The organism is Rodentibacter myodis (assembly GCF_001999305.1).
Classification (GTDB): Bacteria; Pseudomonadota; Gammaproteobacteria; order Enterobacterales; family Pasteurellaceae; genus Rodentibacter; species Rodentibacter myodis.
In genome coordinates this window covers 1-26,008 of sequence record NZ_MLHQ01000037.1, presented here as the reverse complement: position 1 = coordinate 26,008, position 26,008 = coordinate 1, and the positions used below count along the sequence as shown (strand labels likewise).

At 40.1% G+C, this 26,008-nt stretch carries 24 protein-coding genes and 1 pseudogene; 5 read left to right on the top strand and 20 right to left on the bottom strand.

Annotated features, from left to right (window positions below; all coding sequences use genetic code 11):
• The 14 genes and pseudogenes from BKL49_RS11630 to BKL49_RS11565 all read right to left on the bottom strand — a co-directional run.
• On the bottom strand, positions 1–868 hold an 868-nt coding region (locus tag BKL49_RS11630), incomplete at its 3' end, for a type VI secretion system Vgr family protein (protein WP_143530851.1).
• 80 nt (positions 869–948) lie between these two features.
• Positions 949–1,259, bottom strand: a pseudogene (locus BKL49_RS11625) (transposase); the annotation flags it as partial.
• Between the two features lie 154 nt (positions 1,260–1,413).
• Positions 1,414–2,955, bottom strand: a complete 1,542-nt coding sequence (gene ilvA / locus BKL49_RS11620) for a threonine ammonia-lyase, biosynthetic (RefSeq protein WP_077425651.1) — start codon at positions 2,953–2,955, stop codon at positions 1,414–1,416.
• 283 nt (positions 2,956–3,238) lie between these two features.
• Complete coding sequence (gene ilvD, locus BKL49_RS11615) at positions 3,239–5,077, bottom strand: dihydroxy-acid dehydratase (RefSeq protein WP_077425649.1); 1,839 nt, start codon at positions 5,075–5,077, stop codon at positions 3,239–3,241.
• Between the two features lie 62 nt (positions 5,078–5,139).
• On the bottom strand, positions 5,140–5,358 hold the full coding sequence (gene ilvM, locus BKL49_RS11610; RefSeq protein ID WP_077425647.1) for an acetolactate synthase 2 small subunit: 219 nt from the start codon (positions 5,356–5,358) through the stop codon (positions 5,140–5,142).
• 1 nt (position 5,359) lies between these two features.
• Positions 5,360–7,015, bottom strand: coding sequence for an acetolactate synthase 2 catalytic subunit (ilvG, locus tag BKL49_RS11605; RefSeq protein WP_077425645.1), 1,656 nt, complete (start codon positions 7,013–7,015; stop codon positions 5,360–5,362).
• Between the two features lie 155 nt (positions 7,016–7,170).
• On the bottom strand, positions 7,171–7,806 hold the full coding sequence (locus BKL49_RS11600) for a tellurite resistance TerB family protein (RefSeq protein ID WP_077425643.1): 636 nt from the start codon (positions 7,804–7,806) through the stop codon (positions 7,171–7,173).
• A gap of 48 nt (positions 7,807–7,854) precedes the next feature.
• Entirely contained in the window at positions 7,855–8,190 is a 336-nt protein-coding gene (locus tag BKL49_RS11595; RefSeq protein WP_077425642.1) for a contractile injection system protein, VgrG/Pvc8 family, read from the bottom strand.
• A 116-nt stretch (positions 8,191–8,306) separates the two neighbouring features.
• On the bottom strand, positions 8,307–9,797 hold the full coding sequence (locus tag BKL49_RS11590; RefSeq protein WP_077425640.1) for a lipase family protein: 1,491 nt from the start codon (positions 9,795–9,797) through the stop codon (positions 8,307–8,309).
• On the bottom strand, positions 9,784–10,674 hold the full coding sequence (locus tag BKL49_RS11585; RefSeq protein ID WP_077425638.1) for a hypothetical protein: 891 nt from the start codon (positions 10,672–10,674) through the stop codon (positions 9,784–9,786). Before BKL49_RS11585 ends, BKL49_RS11590 begins: the two co-directional genes overlap by 14 nt.
• A gap of 83 nt (positions 10,675–10,757) precedes the next feature.
• Positions 10,758–11,666 (bottom strand): hypothetical protein, encoded by a 909-nt coding sequence (locus tag BKL49_RS11580; RefSeq protein ID WP_143530850.1) that lies wholly within the window; start codon positions 11,664–11,666, stop codon positions 10,758–10,760.
• 86 nt (positions 11,667–11,752) lie between these two features.
• Positions 11,753–12,646, bottom strand: coding sequence for a hypothetical protein (locus BKL49_RS11575; protein WP_143530849.1), 894 nt, complete (start codon positions 12,644–12,646; stop codon positions 11,753–11,755).
• 21 nt (positions 12,647–12,667) lie between these two features.
• A complete protein-coding gene (locus tag BKL49_RS11570; RefSeq protein ID WP_077425632.1) occupies positions 12,668–13,639 on the bottom strand; it encodes a DUF4123 domain-containing protein in 972 nt (323 codons plus the stop codon).
• Positions 13,636–15,726, bottom strand: a complete 2,091-nt coding sequence (locus BKL49_RS11565) for a type VI secretion system Vgr family protein (protein WP_077425630.1) — start codon at positions 15,724–15,726, stop codon at positions 13,636–13,638. The genes BKL49_RS11570 and BKL49_RS11565 overlap by 4 nt, the downstream gene beginning before the upstream one ends.
• Before the next feature lie 227 nt (positions 15,727–15,953).
• Here BKL49_RS11565 and BKL49_RS11560 point away from each other — a divergent pair, with 227 nt between their 5' ends.
• The 4 genes from BKL49_RS11560 to copM all read left to right on the top strand — a co-directional run bounded on the left by BKL49_RS11560 (position 15,954) and on the right by copM (position 18,585).
• Positions 15,954–17,471, top strand: coding sequence for a sodium-dependent transporter (locus tag BKL49_RS11560; RefSeq protein WP_077425628.1), 1,518 nt, complete (start codon positions 15,954–15,956; stop codon positions 17,469–17,471).
• 2 nt (positions 17,472–17,473) lie between these two features.
• Positions 17,474–17,572 (top strand): methionine/alanine import family NSS transporter small subunit, encoded by a 99-nt coding sequence (locus BKL49_RS11555; RefSeq protein ID WP_077425626.1) that lies wholly within the window; start codon positions 17,474–17,476, stop codon positions 17,570–17,572.
• Between the two features lie 97 nt (positions 17,573–17,669).
• Positions 17,670–18,104, top strand: a complete 435-nt coding sequence (locus tag BKL49_RS11550; protein ID WP_077425624.1) for a hypothetical protein — start codon at positions 17,670–17,672, stop codon at positions 18,102–18,104.
• A 121-nt stretch (positions 18,105–18,225) separates the two neighbouring features.
• Positions 18,226–18,585, top strand: a complete 360-nt coding sequence (copM, locus tag BKL49_RS11545) for a CopM family metallochaperone (protein WP_077425621.1) — start codon at positions 18,226–18,228, stop codon at positions 18,583–18,585.
• A gap of 239 nt (positions 18,586–18,824) precedes the next feature.
• Here the strand turns inward: copM and BKL49_RS11540 are convergent, their stop codons facing one another.
• The gene (locus BKL49_RS11540) at positions 18,825–19,178 is read right to left on the bottom strand and encodes a MerR family transcriptional regulator (protein WP_077425618.1); all 354 of its coding nucleotides are present in this window, start codon (positions 19,176–19,178) and stop codon (positions 18,825–18,827) included.
• Positions 19,179–19,257: 79 nt separating this feature from the next.
• Here BKL49_RS11540 and BKL49_RS11535 point away from each other — a divergent pair, with 79 nt between their 5' ends.
• Positions 19,258–19,653: a carboxymuconolactone decarboxylase family protein gene (locus BKL49_RS11535; protein WP_077425616.1), complete on the top strand. Its 396-nt coding sequence runs from the start codon at positions 19,258–19,260 to the stop codon at positions 19,651–19,653.
• Between the two features lie 45 nt (positions 19,654–19,698).
• Here BKL49_RS11535 and cpdB read toward each other — a convergent pair whose 3' ends face one another.
• The 5 genes from cpdB to pepE all read right to left on the bottom strand — a co-directional run bounded on the left by cpdB (position 19,699) and on the right by pepE (position 25,726).
• Positions 19,699–21,672: a 2',3'-cyclic-nucleotide 2'-phosphodiesterase gene (gene cpdB / locus BKL49_RS11530; protein ID WP_077425614.1), complete on the bottom strand. Its 1,974-nt coding sequence runs from the start codon at positions 21,670–21,672 to the stop codon at positions 19,699–19,701.
• A gap of 163 nt (positions 21,673–21,835) precedes the next feature.
• Complete coding sequence (locus tag BKL49_RS12760) at positions 21,836–22,162, bottom strand: Fic/DOC family N-terminal domain-containing protein (protein WP_279625919.1); 327 nt, start codon at positions 22,160–22,162, stop codon at positions 21,836–21,838.
• A gap of 198 nt (positions 22,163–22,360) precedes the next feature.
• Complete coding sequence (locus tag BKL49_RS11520) at positions 22,361–23,632, bottom strand: M20 family metallo-hydrolase (RefSeq protein WP_077425612.1); 1,272 nt, start codon at positions 23,630–23,632, stop codon at positions 22,361–22,363.
• Between the two features lie 76 nt (positions 23,633–23,708).
• Positions 23,709–25,004, bottom strand: coding sequence for a C4-dicarboxylate transporter DcuC (dcuC, locus tag BKL49_RS11515; RefSeq protein ID WP_077425610.1), 1,296 nt, complete (start codon positions 25,002–25,004; stop codon positions 23,709–23,711).
• A 17-nt stretch (positions 25,005–25,021) separates the two neighbouring features.
• Entirely contained in the window at positions 25,022–25,726 is a 705-nt protein-coding gene (gene pepE / locus BKL49_RS11510) for a dipeptidase PepE (protein ID WP_077425608.1), read from the bottom strand.
• Positions 25,727–26,008: the final 282 nt, after the last annotated feature.

Below are 26,008 nucleotides of genomic sequence, written 5' to 3'. Positions count from 1 at the left end.
GTTCATCTCGTTTATATCGGCCCGGATAATCGTATTTTTCATAATCAGGAGAAAGCGAAGAAGTAGGAGTAGAAGTAGAAGACGCTGAAAGAGAAGAAACATCCGCAGAATTGACCGCACTTTGAGAAGAAGGGATTGGGGAAGAATTATGCTGATGTTCAAGGTGGTAGTTCGGATTTAAGAAGGTGTAATCCCGGAGGGTTTGGCGGGTGGTTGTCAGTTTTCGGCTATACTCAAACTGCCATAAACAGGCAAAAGGGCGGTCGCCTGCGGGGGTGGCGTTATAGGTCAGCGTGCCTAAAACCGGGGATGCGGTACTTCGATGACCAAAACGCAATGTATGCCGGTCAGGATGGTGGTCAAAATAATAATACCAACCTTCTTCTGCCGCCAAACGTTCCATAAAGGCAAAATCCGTTTCACGGTATTGCACGCAATATTCACGCACCCAATCAGCAGGCAAAGGCTCAAAAGTCATATTTTCCACACCATTTTTTTGCAATAAAGTGCGGAGGATTTTTTCACTGTTTTGATGCTGAAAGATGCGGCTATCCGATTGCAACATCGCCCGCACCAATGCCGGTTCCACCACCATCTGATAATGAGTGCGCACAAAACCGCTTTTGCCCAATCGAAATCCGGTGACAACCCCATTCACATACCGCACCGCTTCATCACCCTGCCAAAAGGTAAAGGTCACCGACTTATCCATTAATGCCGAAAAGGACACATTCGGGTCAAAACTTGATAACTGCAATTCCAATTTAAAGGGTTCGGAAAGTCCTTCGATTAAATGAAAACTGATGACATCAAACCGATATTTATCACCACAATCGAGGGTGTAGCGGTAGTTGGATTGGGGGGCCATAGGGATCCTCTTAATTATAAATTTACAAGAAAATAATAACAATATGAAATAATTTATTTTGGGGCCGTAGTAGATTAGCCCTAAATATCACACCATCTTCTCAGTATTTTTAACCGCTCTTCTAGTATCCCAAAGTTAAACCGAAATTCACATTCTTTCAAGAACAATGGAAAATTTTTTTGGTTTATTCCATTATATCTTCTCAGACACTCTTCGCCAGATTCCAAAAATTCTCAATGCCATTAATATGGCTTTGTTTCACCGCAAATAACTCAGAATGATTAATCCTTTCGTGATGAAATTCCCCCACATCAAGGGCATTATAACAGCGATAAGTGTCTGTATAAACTCAACTGTCAGGTTTGATTTTTCTTGTCATAACAGGCATTAACGGTACGGGGTGAAAAGATACCCCACACCCAATTTATCTAGGACGGCTCACACCTTTATACAGGAAATCCGCAAGGGGAATCATGGTCAAAATAGCCAAGAAGAAAATAACCGCACTTTAACAGATCAAAGTGCGGTCATTTTTTGCCGTGTTTTTAACGTAAGAAATAACGGTAGGATTTGCTTTCCGTTACATCTTCATACACATAATTTAATTGTGTTAGTGCCTGTTCAAATTCCGCCTGTTCGGATTCATCAAGTTGGAATCCGGCAAGAATGTTGCCATAGTCCGCACCGTGCGCACGATAATGAAATAACGAAATATTCCAACGATTTTTCAAGGTTTCCAAGAATTTCAACAATGCGCCTTTCTGTTCCGGAAATTCAAAGGTGTAAAGGCGTTCATTATGATTCGCCACACGTCCGCCCATTAAATAACGCACGTGGGTTTTCGCAATATCATCATCAGACATATCTTCTACATCAAAGCCATTTTGTGTCAGATCAACGATAATATCTGCTTTTTCTTGCTCGTTTGCGGTGCGAACCCCGACAAAAACACAAGCACGTTTATCATTGGCATAACGATAACTAAACTCCGTTACCGCACGACTACCCAATACCTGAACAAATTTAAGAAAACTCCCCGCTTTCTCCGGCATTGTCACCGCAAGCAAGGCTTCACGATTTTCGCCGATTTCACAACGTTCGGACACATAACGCAAAGTGTGAAAATTCAAGTTAGCACCGGATAAAATCGCCGCCATATTTTTGCCTTGAATATTATGCTGTTTCACATATTTTTTTAAGCCCGCCAAACCTAATGCACCGGAAGGCTCGGAAACGGCACGCACATTTTCAAATAAATCTTTCATTGCCGCACACACTTCATCGCTATCCACCAACACCATATCATCAAGATATTGTCGGCATAGGCGGAAGGTTTCATCGCCAATGCGTTTTACCGCCACGCCATCGGCAAACAAGCCCACGTGTGCAAGATCGGTCGGTTCACCTTTCTCAAGGGCTGCTTTTAAACAGGCTGAATCTTTGGATTCCACCCCAATCACTTTAATTTCAGGCATAAATTGTTTTAACACCAATGCCACACCGGCTGCCAAGCCGCCACCGCCCACTTGTACAAACACATAATCCAGATCCGCCACTTGCTGTAACATTTCCATTGCAAGCGTGCCTTGACCGGCAATCACCAGTGGATGATCAAAAGGCGGAATGAAAGTCATATTTTTTTCTTTAGAAAGGGCAATCGCCTTCGCTTTTGCTTCATCAAAATTGGCACCGTGCAATAACACTTCACCACCAAAACCACGCACCGCATCCACTTTAATGCTCGGCGTGTTTTGTGGCATCACGATTAGGGCTTTCAAACCAAGCTGATTGGCAGATAAGGCGACACCTTGTGCGTGATTGCCGGCAGAAGCCGCAATTACCCCTGCCGCTTTTTGCTCTGCGGAAAGAGAGGAAATCATTGCGTACGCACCACGCAATTTAAAGCTGTTTACCGGTTGGCGGTCTTCACGTTTAATCCAAATGTTGTTATGTATGCGTTCCGACAATTTGCCCATTTTTTGTAATGGTGTAACGGTTGCCGCTTCATAAACCCGTGAACCAAGTTTTACCACGGCATTGATATAGTCATTTTGGTTGGGTTGAGAATTTGAGAGTAGATTTTTCATAATGTTGTATTGGAAGGCTTTCACCTGCCATTTATAAGTCTAAGATGATGATTGATACATTAAGAAAAGTGCTGTCAATTTTTTTGATATTTAATCGTGGGACGCCACGCCGGCGTTCTATTAAAAAACTCAAACAAATTATCGGACGCCAAGCGTGGCGTCTCTACTTTTTTGAAAAATCGTAAAAAAACAACCGCACTTTGTAGATGTGTAAACCTTGGATCACGCACGAAAAAGCGATTTAATCAATCGTGCGTGGCTTACAACCAAGCTACACCTATCTTTATTTTAAAAGCGTTTTATCACGCACCGCACCTTTATCTGCGGAGGTGGCAAAATGACCAAACACTTTCAAGGCAAATGACACTTCACGCTGGCGGTTTGCCGGTTGCCAGCCTTTTTGGTCTTGTTCCGCACGGCGGGTGGAGAGTTCTTCATCGCTAATTTGAAGATTGATCGCACGATTCGGAATATCAATTTCAATCACATCACCGTCACGCACCAAACCAATCGCGCCACCTGAAGCCGCTTCAGGGGAAGCGTGACCGATTGACAATCCCGATGTACCGCCGGAGAAACGTCCATCCGTCAATAAAGCACATTTTTTACCCAAGCCCATTGATTTTAAATAGCTGGTCGGATACAACATTTCCTGCATACCCGGCCCGCCTTTCGGGCCTTCGTAGCGAATCACCACGACATTGCCTTCTTTCACTTTGCCACCTAAAATGCCTGCAACAGCGTCTTCTTGGCTTTCAAATACGATTGCGGTGCCGGTGAATTTCCAAATGGATTCGTCCACGCCTGCAGTTTTCACAATACAGCCGTCTTTCGCAATATTGCCGAACAACACTGCTAAACCACCTTCCTGTGAAATGGCATTTTCTTTATTACGAATACAGCCGTTCACTCGGTCATCATCCACCGTATCCCAACGGCAATCTTGTGAAAAGGCTTCCGTTGTGCGAATACCGGCAGGGCCGGCGCGGAAGAATTTATGTAAATCTTCGTCTTGGTTGCGAATAATATCGTATTGGTTGAGTTGTTGTTCTAAGGTCATTCCCAACACGGTGTTGGTATTGCGATGAATTAAACCGGCACGATCCAATTCCCCCAATAACCCCATAATACCGCCTGCACGGTGAACATCTTCCATATGATATTTATTGGTATTTGGTGCAATTTTGCTTAAACAAGGCACTTTGCGGGATAAGCGGTCGATATCTTCCATTTTGAAATCCACGCCTGCTTCTTGTGCGGCGGCAAGCAAATGCAATACCGTGTTACTTGAACCGCCCATTGCAATATCCAAACTCATCGCATTTTCAAAGGCTTCAAAGGTACCGATTGCACGTGGCAGAACGCTTTCGTCATCTTGTTCATAATAGCGTTTACAAAGCTCCACAATTTGGCGACCGGCTTTTAAGAATAATTCTTTACGGTCTGCGTGCGTGGCAAGCATTGAACCATTCCCCGGTAAACTCAATCCAAGAGCCTCCGTTAAACAGTTCATTGAATTTGCGGTAAACATTCCTGAGCAAGAACCGCAAGTCGGGCAAGCACTCCGTTCAATCACCTCGACTCGCTCATCAGATACATTCGGATCGGCACTTTCAATCATCGCATCAATTAAATCTAAACGAATAAGTTGATCGGAAAGTTTGGTTTTCCCCGCTTCCATCGGCCCACCGGACACAAAAATAGTCGGAATATTCAAACGCATTGCCGCCATCAACATTCCCGGGGTGATTTTGTCGCAGTTGGAAATACACACCATCGCATCGGCACAGTGGGCGTTCACCATATATTCCACGCTGTCTGCGATTAAATCACGGCTTGGCAATGAGTAAAGCATTCCACCGTGCCCCATCGCGATACCGTCATCCACAGCAATGGTATTAAATTCCTTCGCCACGCCACCTGCTTTTTCGATTTCTTTCGCAACAAGCTGTCCCATATCTTTAAGATGAACGTGCCCCGGCACAAATTGGGTGAAGGAATTCACCACCGCAATAATCGGCTTGCCGAAATCATTTTCTTTCATTCCTGTCGCACGCCACAAGGCACGCGCGCCCGCCATATTACGACCCTGTGTACTGGTCGCCGAACGTAGTTTTGGCATTGATTATCTCTCCAAGTAAATTTCGTTAAAATTATGATGTGATGACATCGTTATATTCTTTCTTAATTAATGGTTAAAACATCCGGCAATTTCACCAACTGATTTACCAACAAATCCAAAGTGCGGTCGGATTTTACGGTGATTTTTAACCGCACTTTTTGTTCGATAAGTTCCATTTCCATTGCAGTAACGGTAAAACCACGGTGACGTACCACCCGCAAAATGCGTTCCAATACTTCAGGACGATGGCGGGCGGTGAGTTTAATTTGATATTCGTTCATTTTATATTTCCTCCAGCATATCGGCATTGCAGGCACCCGGTGGCACGAGCGGCCAAACGCAATCATCCGGCGGAATACAGACGTGTAATAAATAGGCTGTTTTACTTTCTAATAATCGGGTGAGGGCGGCATCCACCTCTTCTGCCCGCTCAATTCGTTCGGCAGGAATACCAAAGGCATTGGCAAGCATCACAAAATCGGGGTTATCTTCTAAAATGGTTTCAGAACGGCGTTTGTTCCAGAATAGATCCTGCCATTGGCGAACCATTCCCAAGCGTTGGTTATCCAATAACAATATTTTCACCGGTAAATTGCCACGTTTAATAGAACCCAGCTCTTGCACGTTCATCATAAATGAACCGTCTCCGCTGACTAAAATCACGTCATCTTGCGGACGGGCTTTTTTCGCCCCGATAGCGGCAGGCAAACCAAATCCCATTGTGCCAAAGCCTGCTGAGGTGATGTAATTTTCCGGTGCGAAATGTTGCATATGTTGTGCCGACCACATTTGATGTTGTCCCACATCGGTACAGATCACCGCATTTTGCGGTTTGCGATGAGAAAGAGTGTTGAGCAATGCCCAAGGATCGATCGGTCGATTGCCTGCGTTATCTAGGTAAGTGAAGTCTAATTTAGCTTTCAGATCACGCACGTGTGTACGCCAAGGATCAATATCCAACGGCTGCTTGAGGGCATTTAAGGCTTGAATTAAATCCCCTTGCAATGCCACATCCGCACGGCGAAGTTTATGAATTTCCGCCACGTCAACATCACAATGAATAACCTTAGCATTGGGAGCGAAAGTATCAAGTTTCCCCGTAACGCGATCATCAAAACGTGCGCCACACACAAGCAATAAATCACATTCCTGCACGGCAAAATTTGCCGCTTTGGTGCCGTGCATTCCGATCATTCCCATATACACATCATCAGTCGGATCAATCGCCCCCAAGCCTTTTAAGGTGGAAACAGACGGTATTTGGGTTTCGGCTAAAAATTCCCGTAACGCCGGCACGGCTTTTGCCATTCCCACGCCACCGCCCACATAAAGTACCGGTTTTTGGGCGTTTTTTAATAATGCTTTGGCTTGATCAAGCAATGCTTCCGAAAGTGCGGTCGGTTTTGTGGGTGTTTTTACATAGGCTTGGATATGTGCCGGCACTTCGCCCACTTGGATATTGCGTGGAACATCGATAAGCACTGGACCGGGACGACCACTTTGTGCGATTTCAAACGCCTCAGCAAAAACATCGGCTAATTCATCCGCACTTTGCACGATAAAACTGTGTTTGGTACAGCCTAAAGATAACCCCAGCACATCCGCTTCTTGGAAAGCATCCGTGCCGATTAAAGGAGCGGCAACCTGACCGGTAATCGCAATGATTGGAACGGAATCCATCATTGCATCGCCAAGCCCTGTAATTAAATTGGTCGCACCGGGGCCGGAGGTGGCGATACACACGCCCACTTTACCGGTAGAACGGGCATAGCCAATTGCCGCTATTGCAGCACCTTGTTCGTTACGACAAAGTAAATGATCTAAATTTGCATCATAGAGGGCATCATAAGTGGGCATTATCGCGCCACCGGGATAACCAAAAAGTGTTGTGATATGGTGTGCCTTAAGGCATTCCATAATGAGTTGAGCACCGGTCATGTTTGCATCCTATTTTTGTTTAATTTTTATAGGTGAGGTTTTGCATTGTAGCGAAATTTTCTTGCATTGGTAGGGGAAAGGGCGAAAAAAACAAAAAAAGCACGACAAATGATCTTGTCGTGCTTTTTATAGAGAAATAACAGGAGAAAGTGCGGTTAAAAACCCGCTTGTTTTTCGAGTTGCTCCACGAGGGATTCATCTAAGCCAAGGGCTTCTGCCAAATTGGCAAGGAAAATAATCTCTTTGCGTGATAATTCTTTACACACCAAACGGGCGGCAAGGTAAACATTTGCCGCAAGTGCCGTGTCATTTCCTACTTGACGGGCAATCTCACTCACACTAATCGGATTTGCCATTTCCGCTTCAATCCATTGTGCCAATTCTGCATTATTACCCATTTCATTGGCTATGGTTTGTTTTTCTTCTTCGGTAATTTCACCGTCTGCAGCCGCCGCTGCAATCATTGTGCGCAAAATCAATGTGCCGGCGTCTTGTTGTGAAGACGAACCAAGCACATCAAATTCATTTTCAGACATAACCGGTTTTGACTGCTGATTTTTCTGATAATTTTGATATGCCTGATAAGCCAGATTGCCAAGCACCGCCAATGAACCCAGTTTTGCCAACCCGGCACCGCCAGAACGCCCTAAAATCATAGAAAGTACTCCGGCAACCGCCGCACCGCCGCCAACTTTGCCAATGGTATCCAAAGTCGGATTGCCGGTTTGTAGATGACCGGCAGAGTTTTTCGCAATGTTCACCACTTGATTTAAAATTTGATTAAAATCCATAAAATATTCCTTTAGTTTGTGAGAAAAACCTTTTCATAGACCTATTTTTTAACAAAACATTCCGTAAAAATGACCGCTCTTTTTGAGAGCGCGATTATCGTTAGCGTTAAGCATCGTACCGATGTACCTGAGCGAGCCCCAAATTGGTGAAGACCAACGTTGATGAGCAAAGCACAATTCGTGGCTGACAACGTCATGCTTGAAATAATAATACCAGCCCTCTTCCGCCGCTAAGCGTTCAATAAAGGCGAAATCCGTTTCACGATATTGCACGCAATATTCACGCTCCCAATCCAACGGTAAGGGCTCAAACGTTACATTCTCCACTCGGTTCTTTTGTAGCAAAGTGCGGAGGATTTTTTTGCTGTTTTGATGTTGGAAAATTTAGCATTCCAAATAGACCGTTTATCACCCTAAAGAAATACCCTACTTTAATTATTCCAATCTAAAAGTAAGATAACGCCTAATTAATTAACCAATAACCATCTTGGATTCCGATATTATGCTATTAGGTCATTTAATTGTTTCGCAATATCCTTATTTCCTATATGTAGAGAGTAAAGTTCATATTGATCAATTTTTATTTTCTCAACTTTTTCTAATTTTTTGAGAAGTTCTTTATACACTTTTATTTTTTTCTCTTGATTTCTAAATGTTGATGAAGGTAATGGGATAGCATGATTAGTTTTGCGAGCGATTTCTTGTACCTTTTGTTGAATATTATTAATTTGATCTTGCAAAATACTCATTTTTTGCATTAATTTTTCTTTACTTAATACGATAAAATGATGTAAAGAGTGTGTTTGGCAGTTCTCGATAGATTCTCTCATACAATGGTTATTTACTTTGTAGAAGTGATAAAGTAATTTAATAATCGCCTCAATATTTGATAAATAAGTATCCATACTATGATAATGAATATTAAATTTCACAGAATGTGTTCTATCTTCTTTTTTTATAATCTCATCCTCTGAAATATTCGCCATTTTAATTTGATTAATTTCATGTAAAGAAAATGGCAATATCATTCTTACGTCTTCATCTCCCACAATCTGGCAAAGATTTCCATGATGGGTATAGTAATCTTTCTGTTTATTAAAAAGAGACATAATGCCTGTCATAAAAGGATATTCATCACCACGAATTTGTGCTTCATATGCTGTTGTCAGAATTTTATCCAAATTTCCATCAAGCACCCGCCCCGGTAATACCGGCACAATGTCAAAATCATTGACATGGCGAAAATGGGTAAACTTATCGCTATAATATTTGGCAAAAACAGCATTCCCTACTCGCGGTGAGCCAAAGGTATAAAGCAAGGGCTTAAATCCTTGTTCAACCAGATAAGCACTTAAAATTGTCGCAACAGCGCCACCTAGACTATGACCTGTAACATAAAGTTCTTTATTTGTTCTTTTAGTAGTAATAAGAAAATATGCAAAATTAGGATCAGAAATAACCTTATTAGCTTGTGTATAAAACCCTTTATGCACCTCTCCTTTAATTCCATAATCAGGCTTTATTTGTAAGGCATCAGCATCAATTTCAAAATCTTTTGTCTCTTGTGTGCCTCGAACCGCAATGACTGCGCGTGTTTCATCCATATAAAAAAGCGCAGAAACACTCACAGTTTTGTCATCGACATAGCCTTCATTTTGAATACCTTGATTGTTGCCAAATAAGAATACATCAATAAAAGGTTTAAAATTGGTCGAAATCTCATCCTTTTCATTTTTTATTGAAGTGAGTTTTATCTGAGTCCAATCCTCAAGCTCACAATCCCGAAAAGGCTCCCTCGCTTTATCAATAAAATGTTGAAAATCTAAATTCCATTTTTGGTTATCTAGAATAACTTTACTATAAGCAAGTTTAGACAAATAACCGAGATTATACGCATTAATATAGTTGTATTTATCCGTATGTTTTAACCACAAACTATATTCCAATTTTCGACAATTATTGATTATGCTAAATTCTTCATGGACGGTCATTTGTTATTTCCTCATCATAAAAATCATCAAACCATTCTTTTTTTATCTCCCAGTTAAAATAATTCCCTCGCAATATAGGTTTATTACTATTAATACATTCATTTTCTCCAGAAAGAATAGATAGACAATAGTCCACTTTGCTAATTTTCAGATTTATCATAATATCAGGGTTATTATTCCAGTAAGACTCTGTATAAAAGGAAAAGGAATTTATATAATGTTTTTTTTCTTCTTCATAATTCTCACAGGCAATACTAAGAATTAAATTATTATCAATAAATTCATTAACATATGAATTCTTAAAACAAAAAACATCATACCTAGGTTGATTAAGATATATCGGTGATTGACGTTCTGATTTTTTTCCAGATAAGTAGTCATCAGATCTTATGGAAAAATCAACTACTTTTTTCCCATGAATTAAAGTAAATCGGTAATATTGATTTTTATTATTGTAAGGCTCTTGATTTAATCTAGGATCATCACTTTTCTCTTCTAAATAAAATGTTCCGCCATAACTTCGATATTCACATTGCCCAATCCAATAATTAGCAGGATAACGAATAACATAGGTTTTACCATCATTTTCCTCTTCCGCCTTAAATTCCTTATATTGCTTTCTTGCAACAGGATTCCCCGAAAAAGTCATATTGAATGATTCTTGGCAATTTGGATCGTCTGCATCAGTTGAATACGTTACCCAAAATTCAGGTAAATATCCGGGTGTTTTTTTGCCATAAAACGTACGCCATTGCGTTTTGCTATAATCCGTTTCAGCTACATAAAATGAACTTTTATAAAAATACCAATAAACCCCATAACCAAATAACAACATAAATATGAGTATGCAGATTTTACATTTACTTATTTTAAACATTTTACCCTCTTCTCAAGAAGCCTTAATCAAAGTATAAGAAATTATATTCTAACTCTCGGTAATCATTAACAATACTAAATCCTTTATGGACGGTCATTTGTTATGACCTCATCATAAAAATCATCAAACCATTCTTTTTTTATATTCCATTTATATTTTTTTTCTGAAAGAATATTATAGCCATACTTTAAACATTCTTCTAAATAACGAGAGTTATCTACACAATAGTTATCTTTACTAATTCTCAAGTTAATTTCTATATTTTTATGCTCATTCCAATATTCCTCAGTGTAAAATAAAAATAACCCTAGATAATCTTTTTTATTTTCCTCATACGTATCACAAGATAGCCAATTCATTAATTCAATCTTTTTAGGCTCGCTTTCATTTAATCCTGATAAAAAATTAACTTTCTTAAAGCAAAAAATATCATATTTAGGTTGATTTAAATATATAGGTGATTGACGTTCTATTTTTCTTTCACTTAAATAACTATCTGGTCTCAAAGAAAAATTCGTAATATCTCCGCCATGAAGTAAAGTAAATCGATAATATTGATTTTTATTATTGTAAGGCTCTTGATTTAATCTAGGATCATCACTTTTCTCTTCTAAATAAAGTTTCCCACCATAACTTCGATATTCACATTGCCCAATCCAATAATTGGCAGGATAACGAATAATATAGGTTTTTCCATTATTTTCTTCTTCCGCCTTAAATTCTTTATATTGTTTTCTCGCAACCGGCTTTCCTTCAAAAGTCATATTGAATGATTCTTGGCAATTTGGATCATCTGCATTAGTTGAATACGTTACCCAAAATTCAGGTAAATATCCGGGTGTTTTTTTGCCATAAAACGTACGCCATTGTGTTTTGCTATAATCCGTTTCAGCGACATAAAATGAGCTTTTATAAAAATACCAATAAACCCCATAACCAAATAACAACATAAATATGAGTATGCAGATTTTACATTTACTTAGTTTAAACATTTTACCCTCTTTTAAATAAGCCTTAATCAAAGTATTAAGAATACTATATCCTAACTCTCGGCAATCATTAATAATACTTAAATCCCTTATGGACGGTCATTTTTTACTTCCTCATCATAAAAATCATCAAACCATTCTTTTTTTATTTCCCAGTTAAAATAATTCCCTCGCAATATAGGTTTATTGCTATTAACACACTCATTCTCTCCAGAAAAAATAGATAGACAATAATCAATCTTACTCACTTTTAGATTCATCATAATATCAGGGGTATTATTCCAGTAAGAAGCTGTATAAAAGACGAATGAATTTATATAATGTTTTTTCTCTTCTTCGTAATTTTCACAAGAAATTAAATGTCGAACATCATTAATAAATTCATTAAAATATGAATTCTTAAAACAAAAAACATCATACCTAGGTTGATTAAGATATATAGGTGATTGACGTTCTGATTTTTTTCCAGATAAGTAGTCATCAGATCTTATAGAAAAATCAACCAGTTTTTTTCCATGAATTAAAGTAAATCGGTAATATTGATTTTTATTATTGTAAGGCTCTTGATTTAATCTAGGATCATCACTTTTCTCTTCTAAATAAAGTTTCCCACCATAACTTCGATATTCACATTGCCCAATCCAATAATTGGCAGGATAACGAATAATATAGGTTTTTCCATTATTTTCTTCTTCCGCCTTAAATTCTTTATATTGTTTTCTCGCAACTGGTTTTCCTTCAAAAGTCATATTGAATGATTCTTGGCAATTTGGATCGTCTGCATTAGTTGAATACGTTACCCAAAATTCAGGTAAATATCCCGGTGTTTTTTTGCCATAAAACGTACGCCATTGTGTTTTGCTATAATCCGTCTCAGCCACATAAAATGAGCTTTTATAAAAATACCAATAAACACCATAACCAAATAACAATATGAGTATTGCTATAAAATTTTTACATTTTGTTATTTTTAACCTCATCACTACATTCTTCTTTTATATAATTTAACTGGCTGATTCATTTTTAATTAAGATGCTTGCTATATCTTCTAAGATAGCCTCTTTTCTAGCATCATTATTTTCTAATATAGAGATAATAATTTTTTCAGAATCACCCCAGCTTTTAGCATAATTAAAATAAAGCCCGGTAAGTTCCTGCATTAAATATGTCTCTGTTATTTTATATTTAAAACACAGGTTCACTATCCCTACAATATATTTGTGAACCTCTTGTACCGAATATTTTTCACGAATTGATGGAATGACTAAAAAATGCTTACGAAATTTATGTACTAAATGATAAGCCCTAGCATAATTTAAACTATTTACCTGATTTTCCGTCAGCCACCATTTTTCATCGGTTGGAATGTCTATTGAGTCAAATTCCACCGGCACGACGATTTCCTGTGTTTGATGATTAAGCAAATCCAGTTCTTGTCGTGTCACTAGATTATTCTCAAAATGGTAATGTGCAACCTGCTCGGGAAAATCCATAATATACAAAATATCGCAACAGACACCCAAGGCACGATAAGCCTGATTTTCTTTTTGCAATGCCGTTAGCCATTCATTCAAAATTGTCGGCGGATACATACGGAAAATAACCGATTTATGCTCAAATGTTACTGCATTACATAAATAGCTGATATGTTCGGTGAATGTCGTTAAATCAACGTCACTGATAAATAAAGCAGTCCAACGATAAAATAAGGCTTTTTCGATAATCCAACGGTCAAAATCCTTATTTTTCCCAAGCTCACTAATGCGTGGACCAACATCTTCCAAGCGGTTATCAAAGAGTGAGACAGGTTCTGTATAACTCATTCCTGTTTTCAAAAATATATGGTTTACCTCGTCATCTTCCATCGGCTCTAAAATGACATAAATATGTTTTTGTTTCTCCAAATAGGACTTAATCAGCTGAGTAAAGTAATCAATAACTTGTTCTTGTTGCTCTTTTAGTAATAACTCAATCATTGGTTATTCTCCAGCTGACAATCCTGTACGAAAGGAAGCCCATTGTTAACAGCGGTTTTAAAACTACTTACCATTTCAGGGGAGCCATCTTCTTTAATCAACTCCCCCTCAATATACACATTCCCTATCAACTCAATTCCCTCTCGGTTGATGACTATCGAACCGCCCGGGCCGCTGATTTCTACTGTTTCATAACCCTCTAAGTCAAACTCTTCACAAATCTGTTCAAAAAGCTCACCTGCCTGCCAGCTGCCGTTTTGCGCAACTTCAATGTTTAATTCGTTGCCGACGTGAATAATGGTGTCACCATGTACATTCACATAGCGGTTGTTATTGACGTTGAGTATGTCGTCTTTTTCAATTTTGGTGATGCGGTTACGTCCAATGTTTTGGGTTTGGTCACGATTGATGGTGAGGTCTTCGTCTTGAGTGACAATTTCTGTGCGGTTGTTGCCGATGTGGATAGTTTCGTTTCGGCTCACTTGTTCGGTGCGGTTGTTGCCCACTTGGGTGGTTTCATTCTGTTTGACGATGTGGTTGAGGTCTTTTTCGGCGTGGATAAAAATCTCTTCTTGGTCTTTTTCGTCTTCAAAACGTAACTCGTTAAACCCGTTACCTTTGTGGGTTTTGGATTTAATCGTCATTCGGGTTTTGTGTTCGGGCAAGGTGTAAGGCGGTTCGGTGGTGCTGTGATAGGTGCGTCCGACTACGATAGGTTGGTCGGGGTCACCGTTTAAATATTTGACCAGCACTTCATCGCCGATTCGCGGTATCATCATGTTGCCGTATTGCGCGCCTGACCAGCCTTGAACCACCCGTATCCAGCAAGAGCTGTGTTCGTCTCCGTTACCTCGTCTGTCCCACGGGAATTGTAGTTTGACACGTCCCCATTCGTCACAATAGATTTCTTCTCCTTTAGGGCCAACTACATGCGCCACTTGGGTGCCGCGAATAATCGGGCGGGGTTTTGGTGGACTGCGCCAAGGTTTGTAGTGGGGGATAAGGAATAAGGTGTTTTCGTAATAGTTGCCATCATGGGCAGTGTCGTTCTCTACCGCTTCTTCCTCTAACACGCCTATTTGGCTGCCTGTATGTTCTACACGCACCACTAACCAATCTTGATTGAATACCGGTGTGCTGTGTCCTTCGAGGGTAAAACCATAACCCGGTATGACGCGCATATCATCTCCCGTCGCCAGAGCCGTTTCAGAAAGAGCCAGTTCAGACTCTAAACGATAAAGGCTGAAAGGGTTGCCTTGTTCGTCTCTCTTATATCTGCCAGGGTAATCATACTTTTCATAAACCTTTGGAGAATTGACCGCACTTTTTGCCGAAGAAGAATCGGGCGGGGCGGTGGCTTGGTCGGTATGTTGATGTTCTAAATTATAGTTAGGATTTAAAAAGGTGTAATCGCGTAAAGTCTGACGGTTTGTGGTGAGTGTGTGGCGGTATTCAAACTGCCAAAGACAGGCAAAAGGACGGTCGCCTGCCGGATTGGCATTATAGGTGAGCGAGCCCAAAATTGGTGAAGACCAACTTTGATGAGCAAAGCACAATTCATGGCTGACAACATCATGCTTGAAATAATAATACCAACCATCTTCTGCCGCCAAACGTTCAATAAAGGCAAAATCTGTTTCACGGTATTGCACACAATATTCCCGCTCCCAATCCAACGGTAACGGTTCAAAGGTGACTTTTTCCACCCGATTTTTTTGCAACAAAGTACGGATGATTTTTTCGCTGTTTTGATGTTGGAAAATACGACTGTCCGACTGCAACTTCGCCCGAACTAACGCTGGCTCTACCACCATGTTATAATGCGTGCGCACAAAGCCCGTTTTACCTACCCTGAATCCCGTCACAATCCCATTGACATAGCGTACCGGATTATCACCCTGCCAAAAAGTAAACGTTACCGGTTTATCCATCAATGCCGAAAACGGAATATTTGGGTCAAAGCAAGATAACATCAGATCTAAACGAAAGGGCTCGGAAAGTCCTTCGGTTAAGTGAAAACTTACCACATCAAAATGGTATTTATCGCCAGAATCAAGGGTGTAACGGTAGTCGGATTGGGTTGCCATAAGTGTTCTTTTATTTAACTTGTAATGTGTTGTTAGTATAGTGCAAACACCAAATCTCATACAATGATTAATAAATTCCTATTTGATGCCTAAGTAATAAGGCAACAAAATGTCGTTAGAAATAAGAAAATAGCGTTTTTCGGACTAATCTTTCATCAATTTTATTGACTAGATAGAAGATTTCATTATATTTGGGTTCTTTTTTCATTTTTTACAGGAACAATTTTATGACGCAATCTGCTCAAAAGCGTGAAACCTTCTCGGGTCGCAAAGCGTTTATTCTTGCCGCCATCGGTTCTGCCGTGGGGTTAGGCAATATTTGGCGTTTCCCTTACACCACCTACGAAAACGGCGGTGGTGCTTTCATTATCCCTTACCTTATCGCCTTATTAACGGCGGGGATTCCTCTGTTATTTTTAGATTATGCGATTGGTCATCGTCATCGTGGCGGCGCACCTTTATCTTATCGCCGTTTTAGCCCACACTTTGAAGTATTTGGTTGGTGGCAGGTGATGGTGAATGTGATCATCGGCTTGTACTATGCCGTTGTTTTAGGTTGGGCGGCAAGCTACACCTATTTTTCCTTTAGCGGTGCGTGGGGCGATAAACCGATTGATTTCTTCATCGGTGAATTTTTAAAAATGGGCGACATTACCAACGGCGTAAGCCTTGAATTTGTTGGAATGGTTGCCGGTCCGTTAATTGCTGTTTGGGTAATTGCCTTGGGCGTACTTTCTATGGGGATTCAAAAGGGTATTGCAAAATCTTCCTCAATCTTAATGCCGGTGCTTGTTGTGATGTTTATCGCATTGGTGATCTACTCCCTCTTTTTACCGGGTGCGGAAAAAGGTTTAAATGCTTTATTCACGCCGGATTGGTCGAAACTTTCCAATCCAAGTGTGTGGATTGCCGCTTATGGTCAAATCTTTTTCTCACTTTCTATCTGTTTCGGCATTATGGTAACTTACGCCTCTTACCTCAAAAAAGAATCCGACTTAACCGGCAGTGGTTTAGTGGTGGGTTTTGCAAACAGTAGCTTTGAAGTGTTAGCCGGTATCGGTGTATTTGCCGCACTTGGGTTTATCGCAACCGCACAAGGTCAAGATGTCAGCGAGGTGGCAAAAGGCGGTATTGGTTTAGCGTTCTTCGCCTTCCCAACCATTATTAATAAAGCCCCATTCGGTGAAGTGTTAGGTGTTTTATTCTTTGGTTCATTAACCTTTGCGGCATTAACTTCTTTTATTTCTGTGATTGAAGTGATTATCTCGGCAATCCAAGACAAACTTCGTATTCGCCGTGCCAAAGTTACCTTTATCGTGGGTGTGCCAATGATGTTTGTTTCCGTGATTTTATTCGGCACAACAACCGGCTTACCAATGCTTGATGTGTTTGATAAATTCGTGAACTATTTTGGTATCGTTGCCGTGGCATTCGTTTCATTGGTTGCTATCGTAGCAAATGAAAAACTGGGTTTATTAGGCAATCACCTAAACGAAACTTCCTCTTTCAAAGTAGGCTTCTTCTGGCGTTTATGTATCGTACTCACCACCGGTATTCTTGCCTTTATGCTATTTAGCGAAGGGGCAAAAGTCTTCTCGGAAGGGTATGAAGGCTACCCAAGTTGGTTCGTTAATATTTTCGGTTGGGGAATGGCGATTAGCTTGCTTGTCGTGTCATTTATTCTTTCCCGTTTAAAATGGAAAAGTGAAACCAAACTCACCATAGAAGAATCACAAGGAGAATAAAAATGAGTTCCAGCGCAATTATTATGATGGTTATCGCACTGGGTGTAATTTGGGGTGGCTTCTTTTTTGCCCTCCTACGCCTACCAAAAGAAAATAAATAACTTTTTAACCGCACTTTAAAAGTGCGGTTATTTTTTCCGATTTTTCACGCGCATAATTTGGTACAATTCATCACATAGAATCCCTCAATGTTTACCTATGGATATTTTAATCGTACTTCTCATTCTCGCCTTTTTTTCTACTTTTACCCTCATTCCCTTTATTCGTTTTTTACAAACCCGAAATAATAAGGAATATGAAGGTGAACCGTTGATCCCTTTCAGCAGTGGGAAATTATTCAGTGCAGAACGCTATTATTTCAATTCAAAAGGTATTTTTATCTTTCAGGCAAACCAATTAATTCACCATTATCCATTTGATGATTTACTGGCATTAGAAAAAATGCGTGTTTCAATGAATAATCGAAAGTATTGGTTTATACGAATGCAAACGCCAAACGGGCAACGCACCTACCAATTCTTACCCAAAGATACGATTTTTAACAATAATTTCACGCAATTTTACCAATTCTTGAAAGCCCATTATCCTCAGGTGATAAAAGGAAAATGGCATAGATGGTTTGCAGGAATTTAAAACCCCGAAAAACCAACCGCACTTCTTCACAAAAATGCCCCGTTTTAGCCTTGACCTTAACCCTAGGTAAACCTTTAGCATACCCGCGTTATTTTCACTAAGTACAAAAAGAGGAGTAAAAATGAAAAAATTGTGGTTAATCCCAACATTAGGTCTGGCATTTTCTGTCAGTGCAATGGCAAATAATGGTCATCATCATTCGATGGATATGAATGAAACCAACACGCCAATGCAGCAAGAATTAATGCAGGGTATGGATAAAATGCACCAAGATATGGCATTGGCAATGCAATATAAAGATCCGGATGTCGCCTTTGCCGCCGGAATGCTTCCGCACCATATTGGTGCCGTAAAAATGGCAGAAGTTGAACTAAAATACGGCAAAGATCCTGAAATGAGAAAATTGGCTGAAGATATTATTAAAGCCCAACAAGGTGAAATTGAATTAATGAAAAAATGGTTGGAAAAACACAAAAAATAATAACATCATTTTAATTTAAAGATAAAAATGGCAGCCATAATATGCGCTGCCATTTTTCATCCTCATTACTTCGACAAATCAATACGATACTTACCAAAAGATACAATTTTTAACCATAACTTCACTTGGTTTTATCAATTTTTGAAAGCCAATTACCCCAAGCCGTGAAAGAAAAGTGGCATAGCAGATTTGCGGGATTTAAAACGTTGGAAAAATCAACCGCACTTCTCGCAGTTAATTTACCGATCCATTATCTCTCGATAAAGTTTCAATTTATTTTCTAAATAGGCTTGATGTTCAGCTAATTTTTGCTGTTGTAATTGTAACTTTTTCTGATGTTGAAGAAGCAATTCATAGCGTTGATGAATTGTTCTGTCACCTAAATGGCGTAGTTGTGCATAGACTTTAATTTGAGAAATAGATACCCCCATTTCTTTCAATCGCAAAATAAAACCAACCCATTCAATATCTCTTTCACCATACATTCGATAGCCATTGGCATCCCTTATTGGATGTAAAAGATTTTCCTTTTCATAGTAACGCAAAGTATCGGCAGATAAACCGCACTTTTGGGAAAATTCCTTAATTTTCATAAAAAATCCTTGCATTGGAGTTTACTCCAGAATTTATTCTATTTTTGCAATTAACAATCAAACAATGAAGGAGTAAATAATGTTAAATGAAGCATTACTACAACGCGGTTTAACAACGCTTAACCATATTGACGGCGAGCAGGGTGAAGCCGTAATGCGCGCACTAGAAGATATTTCACCCGATTTAGGACAATACATTATTGGATTTGCTTTCGGTGAAATCTATAACCGCCCTCACTTAGATTTACAACAACGCGAACTCATCACACTTGCAGCCTTAGCCGCACAAGGAGGATGTGAAAAACAACTACGTGTCCATATTTATGCCGCACTGAATGTAGGATTAAGCCGCGAACAAATAATAGAAACCTTTATTCACTGCATTTGCTACCTTGGTTTTCCCAAAGTCTTAAATGCCATTTTTGTCGCGAAAGAGATTTTTAATAATCAATGTGAAAATCAACCGCACTTGTAAGCAATCCTATATAAATAAGGTGGGTAAACAACCCACCTTATTTTATTACTTCGACAAATCAATACGATATACCGCAAAGCCTATTTCATCAGTTCCCACCTGTTTCATCGGGTATTGTGCTTTTTCCACAATAAATTTTGCGGCTTGTTCGCTTGGCGAAGTCTCAAAACGCACGTCTAATTTATCGTTACCGGTGATAGGTACAAAACGCCAGTTTTTATCCGCGCTTGGATTCACGCTACCTTCTTTTTCGCTGGTGGCTTTAATGTAATCCGCTAAAATTTGGCGGTTTTCGTCAGGCGAAGCGTACACAATATGCTGATCGCCCGTTCCCGGGAATTTATTGCTGTAAGCGCGATAATTATTGGTTGCGATTAAAAATTCCGCTTTTGGATCAACGGGTTTACCTTGATAAGTCAAATTCACCACACGGTGTGCATTAGGATTGATCAATTTACATTCACCATCATAACGTGCCGGCTGCGTGAGATCATATTCATAATTCACCCCATCAATCACATCAAAGTTGTAAGTGCGGAAACCTTCCCAATCAAGCAATGACTGCGGTTTATCACTTGTCAGATCAATTTGATTAAACATACCCGCACTGCATTCGAGCCATTCTTTGAGCTGCTCACCCGCCACTTTCACCACCACAAGGGTATTCGGATAAAGGTATAAATCTGCCGCATTGCGGAATGTCAATTCCCCTTTATTCACTTCCGTATAGCCACTTGGATCATTTTTACGCCCACCCGCTTTGAACGGTGCGCCCGCACTTAAAATAGGCAAGCCTGCCATTGCCGGTACATTTGGCGCAACTTTTTCCACATAGGCTTTTTGTGCCTGATTGATGATTTGAATGGTCGGATCGTCTTGCACGAGTGCCAAATAACTGTACATATTATCCGTTGCCTTGCCGATAGGCTGTGCCACAAATTTACGCGTTGCTTCGTGTACCGGTTGTAAAAGTGCGGTCAATTCCGGATCATTTTCTGCAAGCGGTTTTTTGTTTTCTGCATCAAAAATCGGACGAAGTACCGCTTTGCCTTCCGTGACAATCCACTTGCCTTTATGCTCCGTTAAGCCTAAATCAATCACGCTGATGTTATTCGCCCAATAACCCGCCATACTTTCCGGCACACCTTTGATTGTACCCTTTACAATATCTGCATTCGGGGAGTTGGCAAATTCTTTGTTTGGGAATAATCGGTGTGAATGACCAAAAATCACCGCATCAATGTGTGGAACATCCGCCAAATAGAAGGCTGAATTTTCCGCCCCCTCTTTGTAAGGCTCGTCAGAAGGGCCGGTGTGTGCCAACGCAATGACAATTTCCGCCCCTTTTTGCTTCATTTCAGGCACATATTTTTGGGCGGTTTTCACAATATCACGGGTTTCCACTTTGCCCTGTAAATTCGCTTTATCCCACACCATAATTTGTGGCGGCACAAAGCCGGTATAACCAATTTTCAGTTTGTGGGTTTTGCCCTTATTATCCACCACCTCTTTTTCTTGAATCACATAAGGCGTGAAATAAGGCTCATCCGTCCCCACTTTCACCACATTGGCATTCACAATGGGAAATTTCGCCTCTTTCATCGCATCGGCTAAATAATCTAAACCGTAATTAAACTCGTGGTTTCCAAGCGTCCCCACGTCATAATACATTGTATTCAAACAATCTACCGCCGGATTAGATTTGCCTTCTTTATAGCCCAGCGCAGCTTGATAATCGGCAATCGGGTTACCTTGAATCAAATCCCCATTATCCACCAACACCGAATTTTTTACCTCATTACGAGCCTGACGAATTAAACTCGCCGCTCGGGTAAAACCAAATTTATCGGTTGGTGCATCTTTATAATAATCAAAATCCGTTAAAAAACTGTGAATATCGGTGGTGGCGACAATGCGTAAATCCACATCAGTTTTGCCCTTTGCCATTGCCAAACGGCTTGCACTTAAAGTCAGAATACCGGCAGCACCGATTTGGATGAAATGACGTCTTTTCATAATAAAATCCTCAGTTGGGTAAATTTGGCATTATTGTAAGAAAACAGGAAAGATATTGGAAGAAGTACTATATTTGCAATAAATTCAAATTGAGGAGAACTCAATCATCACACTTCGCACCCAAGAATCGACAGCGCTCAAACGTTAGAATAATACCTTGAAGACCTCAGCCAGTTACTTTACGAATGTCCATCTCTAGCCCTTTAATTTCACTACAAACAAGCACCACTGTTTGAGTATAAAAAGGGCTATCTTTTAAGCTAACAAAACCCAAAAAAAGTGCGGTACGATATTGCAATGCTTCTTTGGTGGTAGAATCTTGCTCTTCAGTCTCTAACTGTAAAGATTGAAAAATTTTATCTGTTGTTGTCACAACGTTTTCAATTTCGCTATTTGCCCTCGCTTCCATAATAGGTAATGTATTGATTAACATCGATTGAGGGATCAGTTCAGCCGCCTGTTTTAACTCAGCCGGCGCTACTCTTGCTTTAATTGTTTACTTTAAAATCACTTTTGTTTCCTATTCATCAACAGGAGGAAGATCAGGCAACTGATTATAAGCAATACTAGGCTTCCAATTATCCATCTTTAAAAATCTCATTTTTTTTAAACATATAAACACAAGAAAAAATCACCGCACTTTAAGAAAAAAGAGAACAGTTTTACCTGTTCTCTTAATTTTAAAAGGCTGTTAACTCAACAATCGTTGCAATAACCCACTATAAATATTCACACCAGTGAGTAATTGATTTTCATCAAAATCAAACTCTGCTTCGTGGTGACCAGCGGTGCGATCGGCACCGAGGATAAAATAAATCGCCTTACCGCCATGATCTTGCACACGTCTACCTAAAACAGTCGCATCTTCGCTGGCATTAAAGGCGTAATCGGCGTTTACGCTGTGAATTTGTGGTTGTTGAAGGGCAATTTCTTCTACTAATTGCACAAGCTCTGCATCATTGTTCATATCAACGGCTTCCCCCACAATTTCTGTTTCGTAAGCCACATCAAAACTGATGGAAATACCCTTTACAATTTGCATCACTTGTTCGGTCATATATTCGTTAATGGCTTTATTTTCGCCACGCACTTCCAGTTGCAATTCGGCCTCTACCGGAATAACGTTACGCCCTTCACCAGCTTTTAAGACCCCCACATTTATACGCGTCATTCCTTCCCCATGGCGAGCAATACCGTGCATTTGTGTTACAGCGTGAGCAGCAGCTAATAAAGCGTTACGTCCTAAATGGGGAGCCGCCCCTGCGTGCGCCGGCTTGCCATGATAGCGAATATCAATTTTGGTGGTGGAAAGAAAGTTTTTCGGGTTGGCGATCACCGTGCCGGAATTGGCGCAAAAGCTGATGTGTGAACCTGCAAAATAATCGGCATCATCAATCACACCACTTGTGGCTATCGCAGCCGCACCACGTACACCTTCTTCTGCCGGTTGGAAAACAATTTTCACTTTACCGCTAATTTTGTCTTGATTTTGTGCAATCCACAAAGCAGTACCTAAACCAATGGCAATGTGCGAATCATGTCCGCAGGCATGCATAAAACCATCATTGATGGAAGCAAATCCCTCTTTATTAGGAATGTGATCCGGTGAACATGTTTCTGTGACATTCACGCAATCAATATCAAAACGTAAAGCAATGGTTTTCCCCATTTTACCGGAATCAAACACAGCGACACAGCCGGTATAACCGTCCATTTTATTCAACCATTTTTCATTTGCGCCATAGACTTTGGCATTTGCCAAACCTCTATCGACTACCGTTTGTTTCCGTCCGCGAACAAAATCCGGATTGATAATTTGATTACCAAGCAAAATGTCAAAACAGCCCAAGTGTTCTAAATAATCAGCAATACGTGAAGTAGTCCAAAACTCACTCCAGCCGATTTCAGGAAAGCGGTGAAACTCACGTCTCCAGTTGATAAGTTGTTGTAAATCTAATTTCATTTTCTTTTTCCTTAAAAACTTGCTGAAAATAGATCGCACTTTGAGAATAAAAAGTGCGGCAGGATTTTTTATTGTTTTACAACATAAACAATGCCAAGAATAATACGGCAAGCACCATACCCGGCGCCGTACGTTTTACCATTTCAACAGGGCTTACCATCGCAAGGCCGGCACAGACAATGGTCACACCGGCAATTGGCGAAGCGGTTCGACCAATCGCACCGGCAATGGCGGCTGCCATACCAAGATTCACATGGGTATAGCCAAGTTCGACGGCGTGTGGTGTCACCGCACTATTGAAAGCAATGGCTGCAGCATCGCCAGAACCTGTAATTAATCCCATTAAAAATGGTCCAATGGTGGCCCCCCAACGAACAAATTCATTCGATTCTTTTAAGAACGAAATTGCCACATCCACCGCCCCGGTTGATTTTAAACCTGCCACAAACACACTTGCAGCAATGATGATACCAAGTACATTCGCATAAGAACTGCCCATTCCATTAAAAAATTCTTCGGTAATTTTTACCGGTGAAATGCGAGTAACGATAATGCCGTAAATCGCACCAATAAGCATGGCTTGCGGCACACCCATTTTTGTCCATTCAAGCCCTGGAGTTTGCTGTAAAGACGTTCCGCCAATCACCAAAATAACCAATGGTAATAACGGTGCAAGAGCATAAAACACATTCACACCTTGAATACTTTGGGTTTTACTTTCTTTTTGTTCGGCAAGATAAGATTTACGATGTTCTTCACCGTAATCTTTAAAAATAATCGCTAAGATCGTTAAAACAATCGCACCAATCGCACCTGCAATCATATTGTAAGGCGCGTGTGAAAGGTTCACCTGAGTAATGGTTAAACCTGACATTTCGCTAATCATCGCGGAGTGAGAAGACCCCGGACTCATCATAGAGCCAAAAGTTCCTGTTAGAATAGCGGCTCCCGCAGTAGCAGGGCGAACGCCCGCACTTTTTAACACAGGGATTAATGTTGCCCCCACCGCAGCCGCACAACCTGCCGCAGAAGGAATTGCGATATTGATGAAAAAGGTGATGACGGTGGCAATAGGAATTAAAAAGAATTTTAACCCACTTAATGGTTTTGTGAGTAAATGCACCAAGTGTGTATCACATTGCGTATATTTCATCACATAAGCAAACCCCATACTGGAACAAATCGCCATAATCAAGCCACTGGATGTCATACTTTTTGCAAAAGCATCCAGTGCGCCCATTGGGTTAAGGGTAACAATTGACATCAGTAAACCAATACCAATTAATACGGTGCGGGTTTCAGCTTTTTTAATCAAAAAATAAATCGTGGCAAGAATGCCAATAATCGCAACAATGGATTTAAATAATTCCATAACGAATTCCTTTTAAGTTAATAAGAAAAAGTAGTGCCAACCTCAAAAGTGCCACATTCCATATCCTCACTAAAACATAGTACCGGTGAATTTCCTAACACGGTTGCCATTTCATTTTGAATATGTAATGCCGTACCTTCAGGAAGCGCATAAACAAGTGCGGTCGGATTTACCAATAAAAATTCGGCTAAACGTTCCTCACGGCTTTCACCGTTATGACCTTGCATTTTGCCAGAAATAAAGTGAGGATTAATTTGATGAGGAAATAATTGTAATGCAGAAAAAGAAGGAGGATAAGTGATTGGCATATCGTTAGTGGTCATAATAGAACGCCCCGCCACATTCGCCCCCGCACTCCAACCAAAATACGGCGTCCCTGCATTCACTCTTTCTCGAATGGCTTCAATCAAATGATGTTCATAAAGCTGCTTTAATAAACAAAATGTATTACCACCACCAATGGAGATCACGTCCGCCTGCTCAATAATATCGCGGTGTTGTTTGCCACGATGAACAGAAACAATCTCCATCTCCAATTCCGCCAAGGCATTTTGTACCGTTTTTTCATATTCATCGTAAGTACGACGAACCCCTGCATAAGGGACAAAGGCGATTTTCTTACCACGATAATTCGCCAAAAATTGTTTTAGCCAAGGAATGGTATGTTCTAAATAACCTGTTTCCTTGTATTTTGAACTACTGAGCAGTAACATTGTTTTCATATTTATCTTGTCTCATTATAATGAATAATCATCAGCATTATACTTATAGAAAAATAAAATACACATAAAATTTTATTTATATAAAACATTAGAATAAACATGACCATTGTTAAATAAATGTTATAAAAATTAAAAATAAAATTTATTTTGACAATGATCACATTTTTAAATATTTATTATTGCTTCTACCTTTAGAAAGGAGCAGAATGACAACCAAGATAGGTCTGTTGAATTGTGTAGATATAAGGAGGATTCTATGCAAGTACATACATACATACATAC

What these genes read in the sequence shown, in the direction of transcription:
- ilvA (WP_077425651.1), bottom strand. Translation starts at nt 2,955, where the DNA reads ATGAAAAATCTACTCTCAAATTCTCAACCCAACCAAAATGACTATATC.
- pepE (WP_077425608.1), bottom strand. Translation starts at nt 25,726, where the DNA reads ATGAAAACAATGTTACTGCTCAGTAGTTCAAAATACAAGGAAACAGGT.
- BKL49_RS11590 (WP_077425640.1), bottom strand. Translation starts at nt 9,797, where the DNA reads ATGACCGTCCATGAAGAATTTAGCATAATCAATAATTGTCGAAAATTG.
- BKL49_RS11580 (WP_143530850.1), bottom strand. Translation starts at nt 11,666, where the DNA reads ATGTTTAAACTAAGTAAATGTAAAATCTGCATACTCATATTTATGTTG.
- dcuC (WP_077425610.1), bottom strand. Translation starts at nt 25,004, where the DNA reads ATGGAATTATTTAAATCCATTGTTGCGATTATTGGCATTCTTGCCACG.
- BKL49_RS11565 (WP_077425630.1), bottom strand. Translation starts at nt 15,726, where the DNA reads ATGGCAACCCAATCCGACTACCGTTACACCCTTGATTCTGGCGATAAA.
- BKL49_RS11555 (WP_077425626.1), top strand. Translation starts at nt 17,474, where the DNA reads ATGAGTTCCAGCGCAATTATTATGATGGTTATCGCACTGGGTGTAATT.
- BKL49_RS11550 (WP_077425624.1), top strand. Translation starts at nt 17,670, where the DNA reads ATGGATATTTTAATCGTACTTCTCATTCTCGCCTTTTTTTCTACTTTT.
- ilvG (WP_077425645.1), bottom strand. Translation starts at nt 7,015, where the DNA reads ATGACCGGTGCTCAACTCATTATGGAATGCCTTAAGGCACACCATATC.
- BKL49_RS11560 (WP_077425628.1), top strand. Translation starts at nt 15,954, where the DNA reads ATGACGCAATCTGCTCAAAAGCGTGAAACCTTCTCGGGTCGCAAAGCG.
- BKL49_RS11540 (WP_077425618.1), bottom strand. Translation starts at nt 19,178, where the DNA reads ATGAAAATTAAGGAATTTTCCCAAAAGTGCGGTTTATCTGCCGATACT.
- ilvD (WP_077425649.1), bottom strand. Translation starts at nt 5,077, where the DNA reads ATGCCAAAACTACGTTCGGCGACCAGTACACAGGGTCGTAATATGGCG.
- copM (WP_077425621.1), top strand. Translation starts at nt 18,226, where the DNA reads ATGAAAAAATTGTGGTTAATCCCAACATTAGGTCTGGCATTTTCTGTC.
- BKL49_RS11520 (WP_077425612.1), bottom strand. Translation starts at nt 23,632, where the DNA reads ATGAAATTAGATTTACAACAACTTATCAACTGGAGACGTGAGTTTCAC.
- BKL49_RS11570 (WP_077425632.1), bottom strand. Translation starts at nt 13,639, where the DNA reads ATGATTGAGTTATTACTAAAAGAGCAACAAGAACAAGTTATTGATTAC.
- ilvM (WP_077425647.1), bottom strand. Translation starts at nt 5,358, where the DNA reads ATGAACGAATATCAAATTAAACTCACCGCCCGCCATCGTCCTGAAGTA.
- BKL49_RS11600 (WP_077425643.1), bottom strand. Translation starts at nt 7,806, where the DNA reads ATGGATTTTAATCAAATTTTAAATCAAGTGGTGAACATTGCGAAAAAC.
- BKL49_RS11535 (WP_077425616.1), top strand. Translation starts at nt 19,258, where the DNA reads ATGTTAAATGAAGCATTACTACAACGCGGTTTAACAACGCTTAACCAT.
- BKL49_RS11585 (WP_077425638.1), bottom strand. Translation starts at nt 10,674, where the DNA reads ATGTTTAAAATAAGTAAATGTAAAATCTGCATACTCATATTTATGTTG.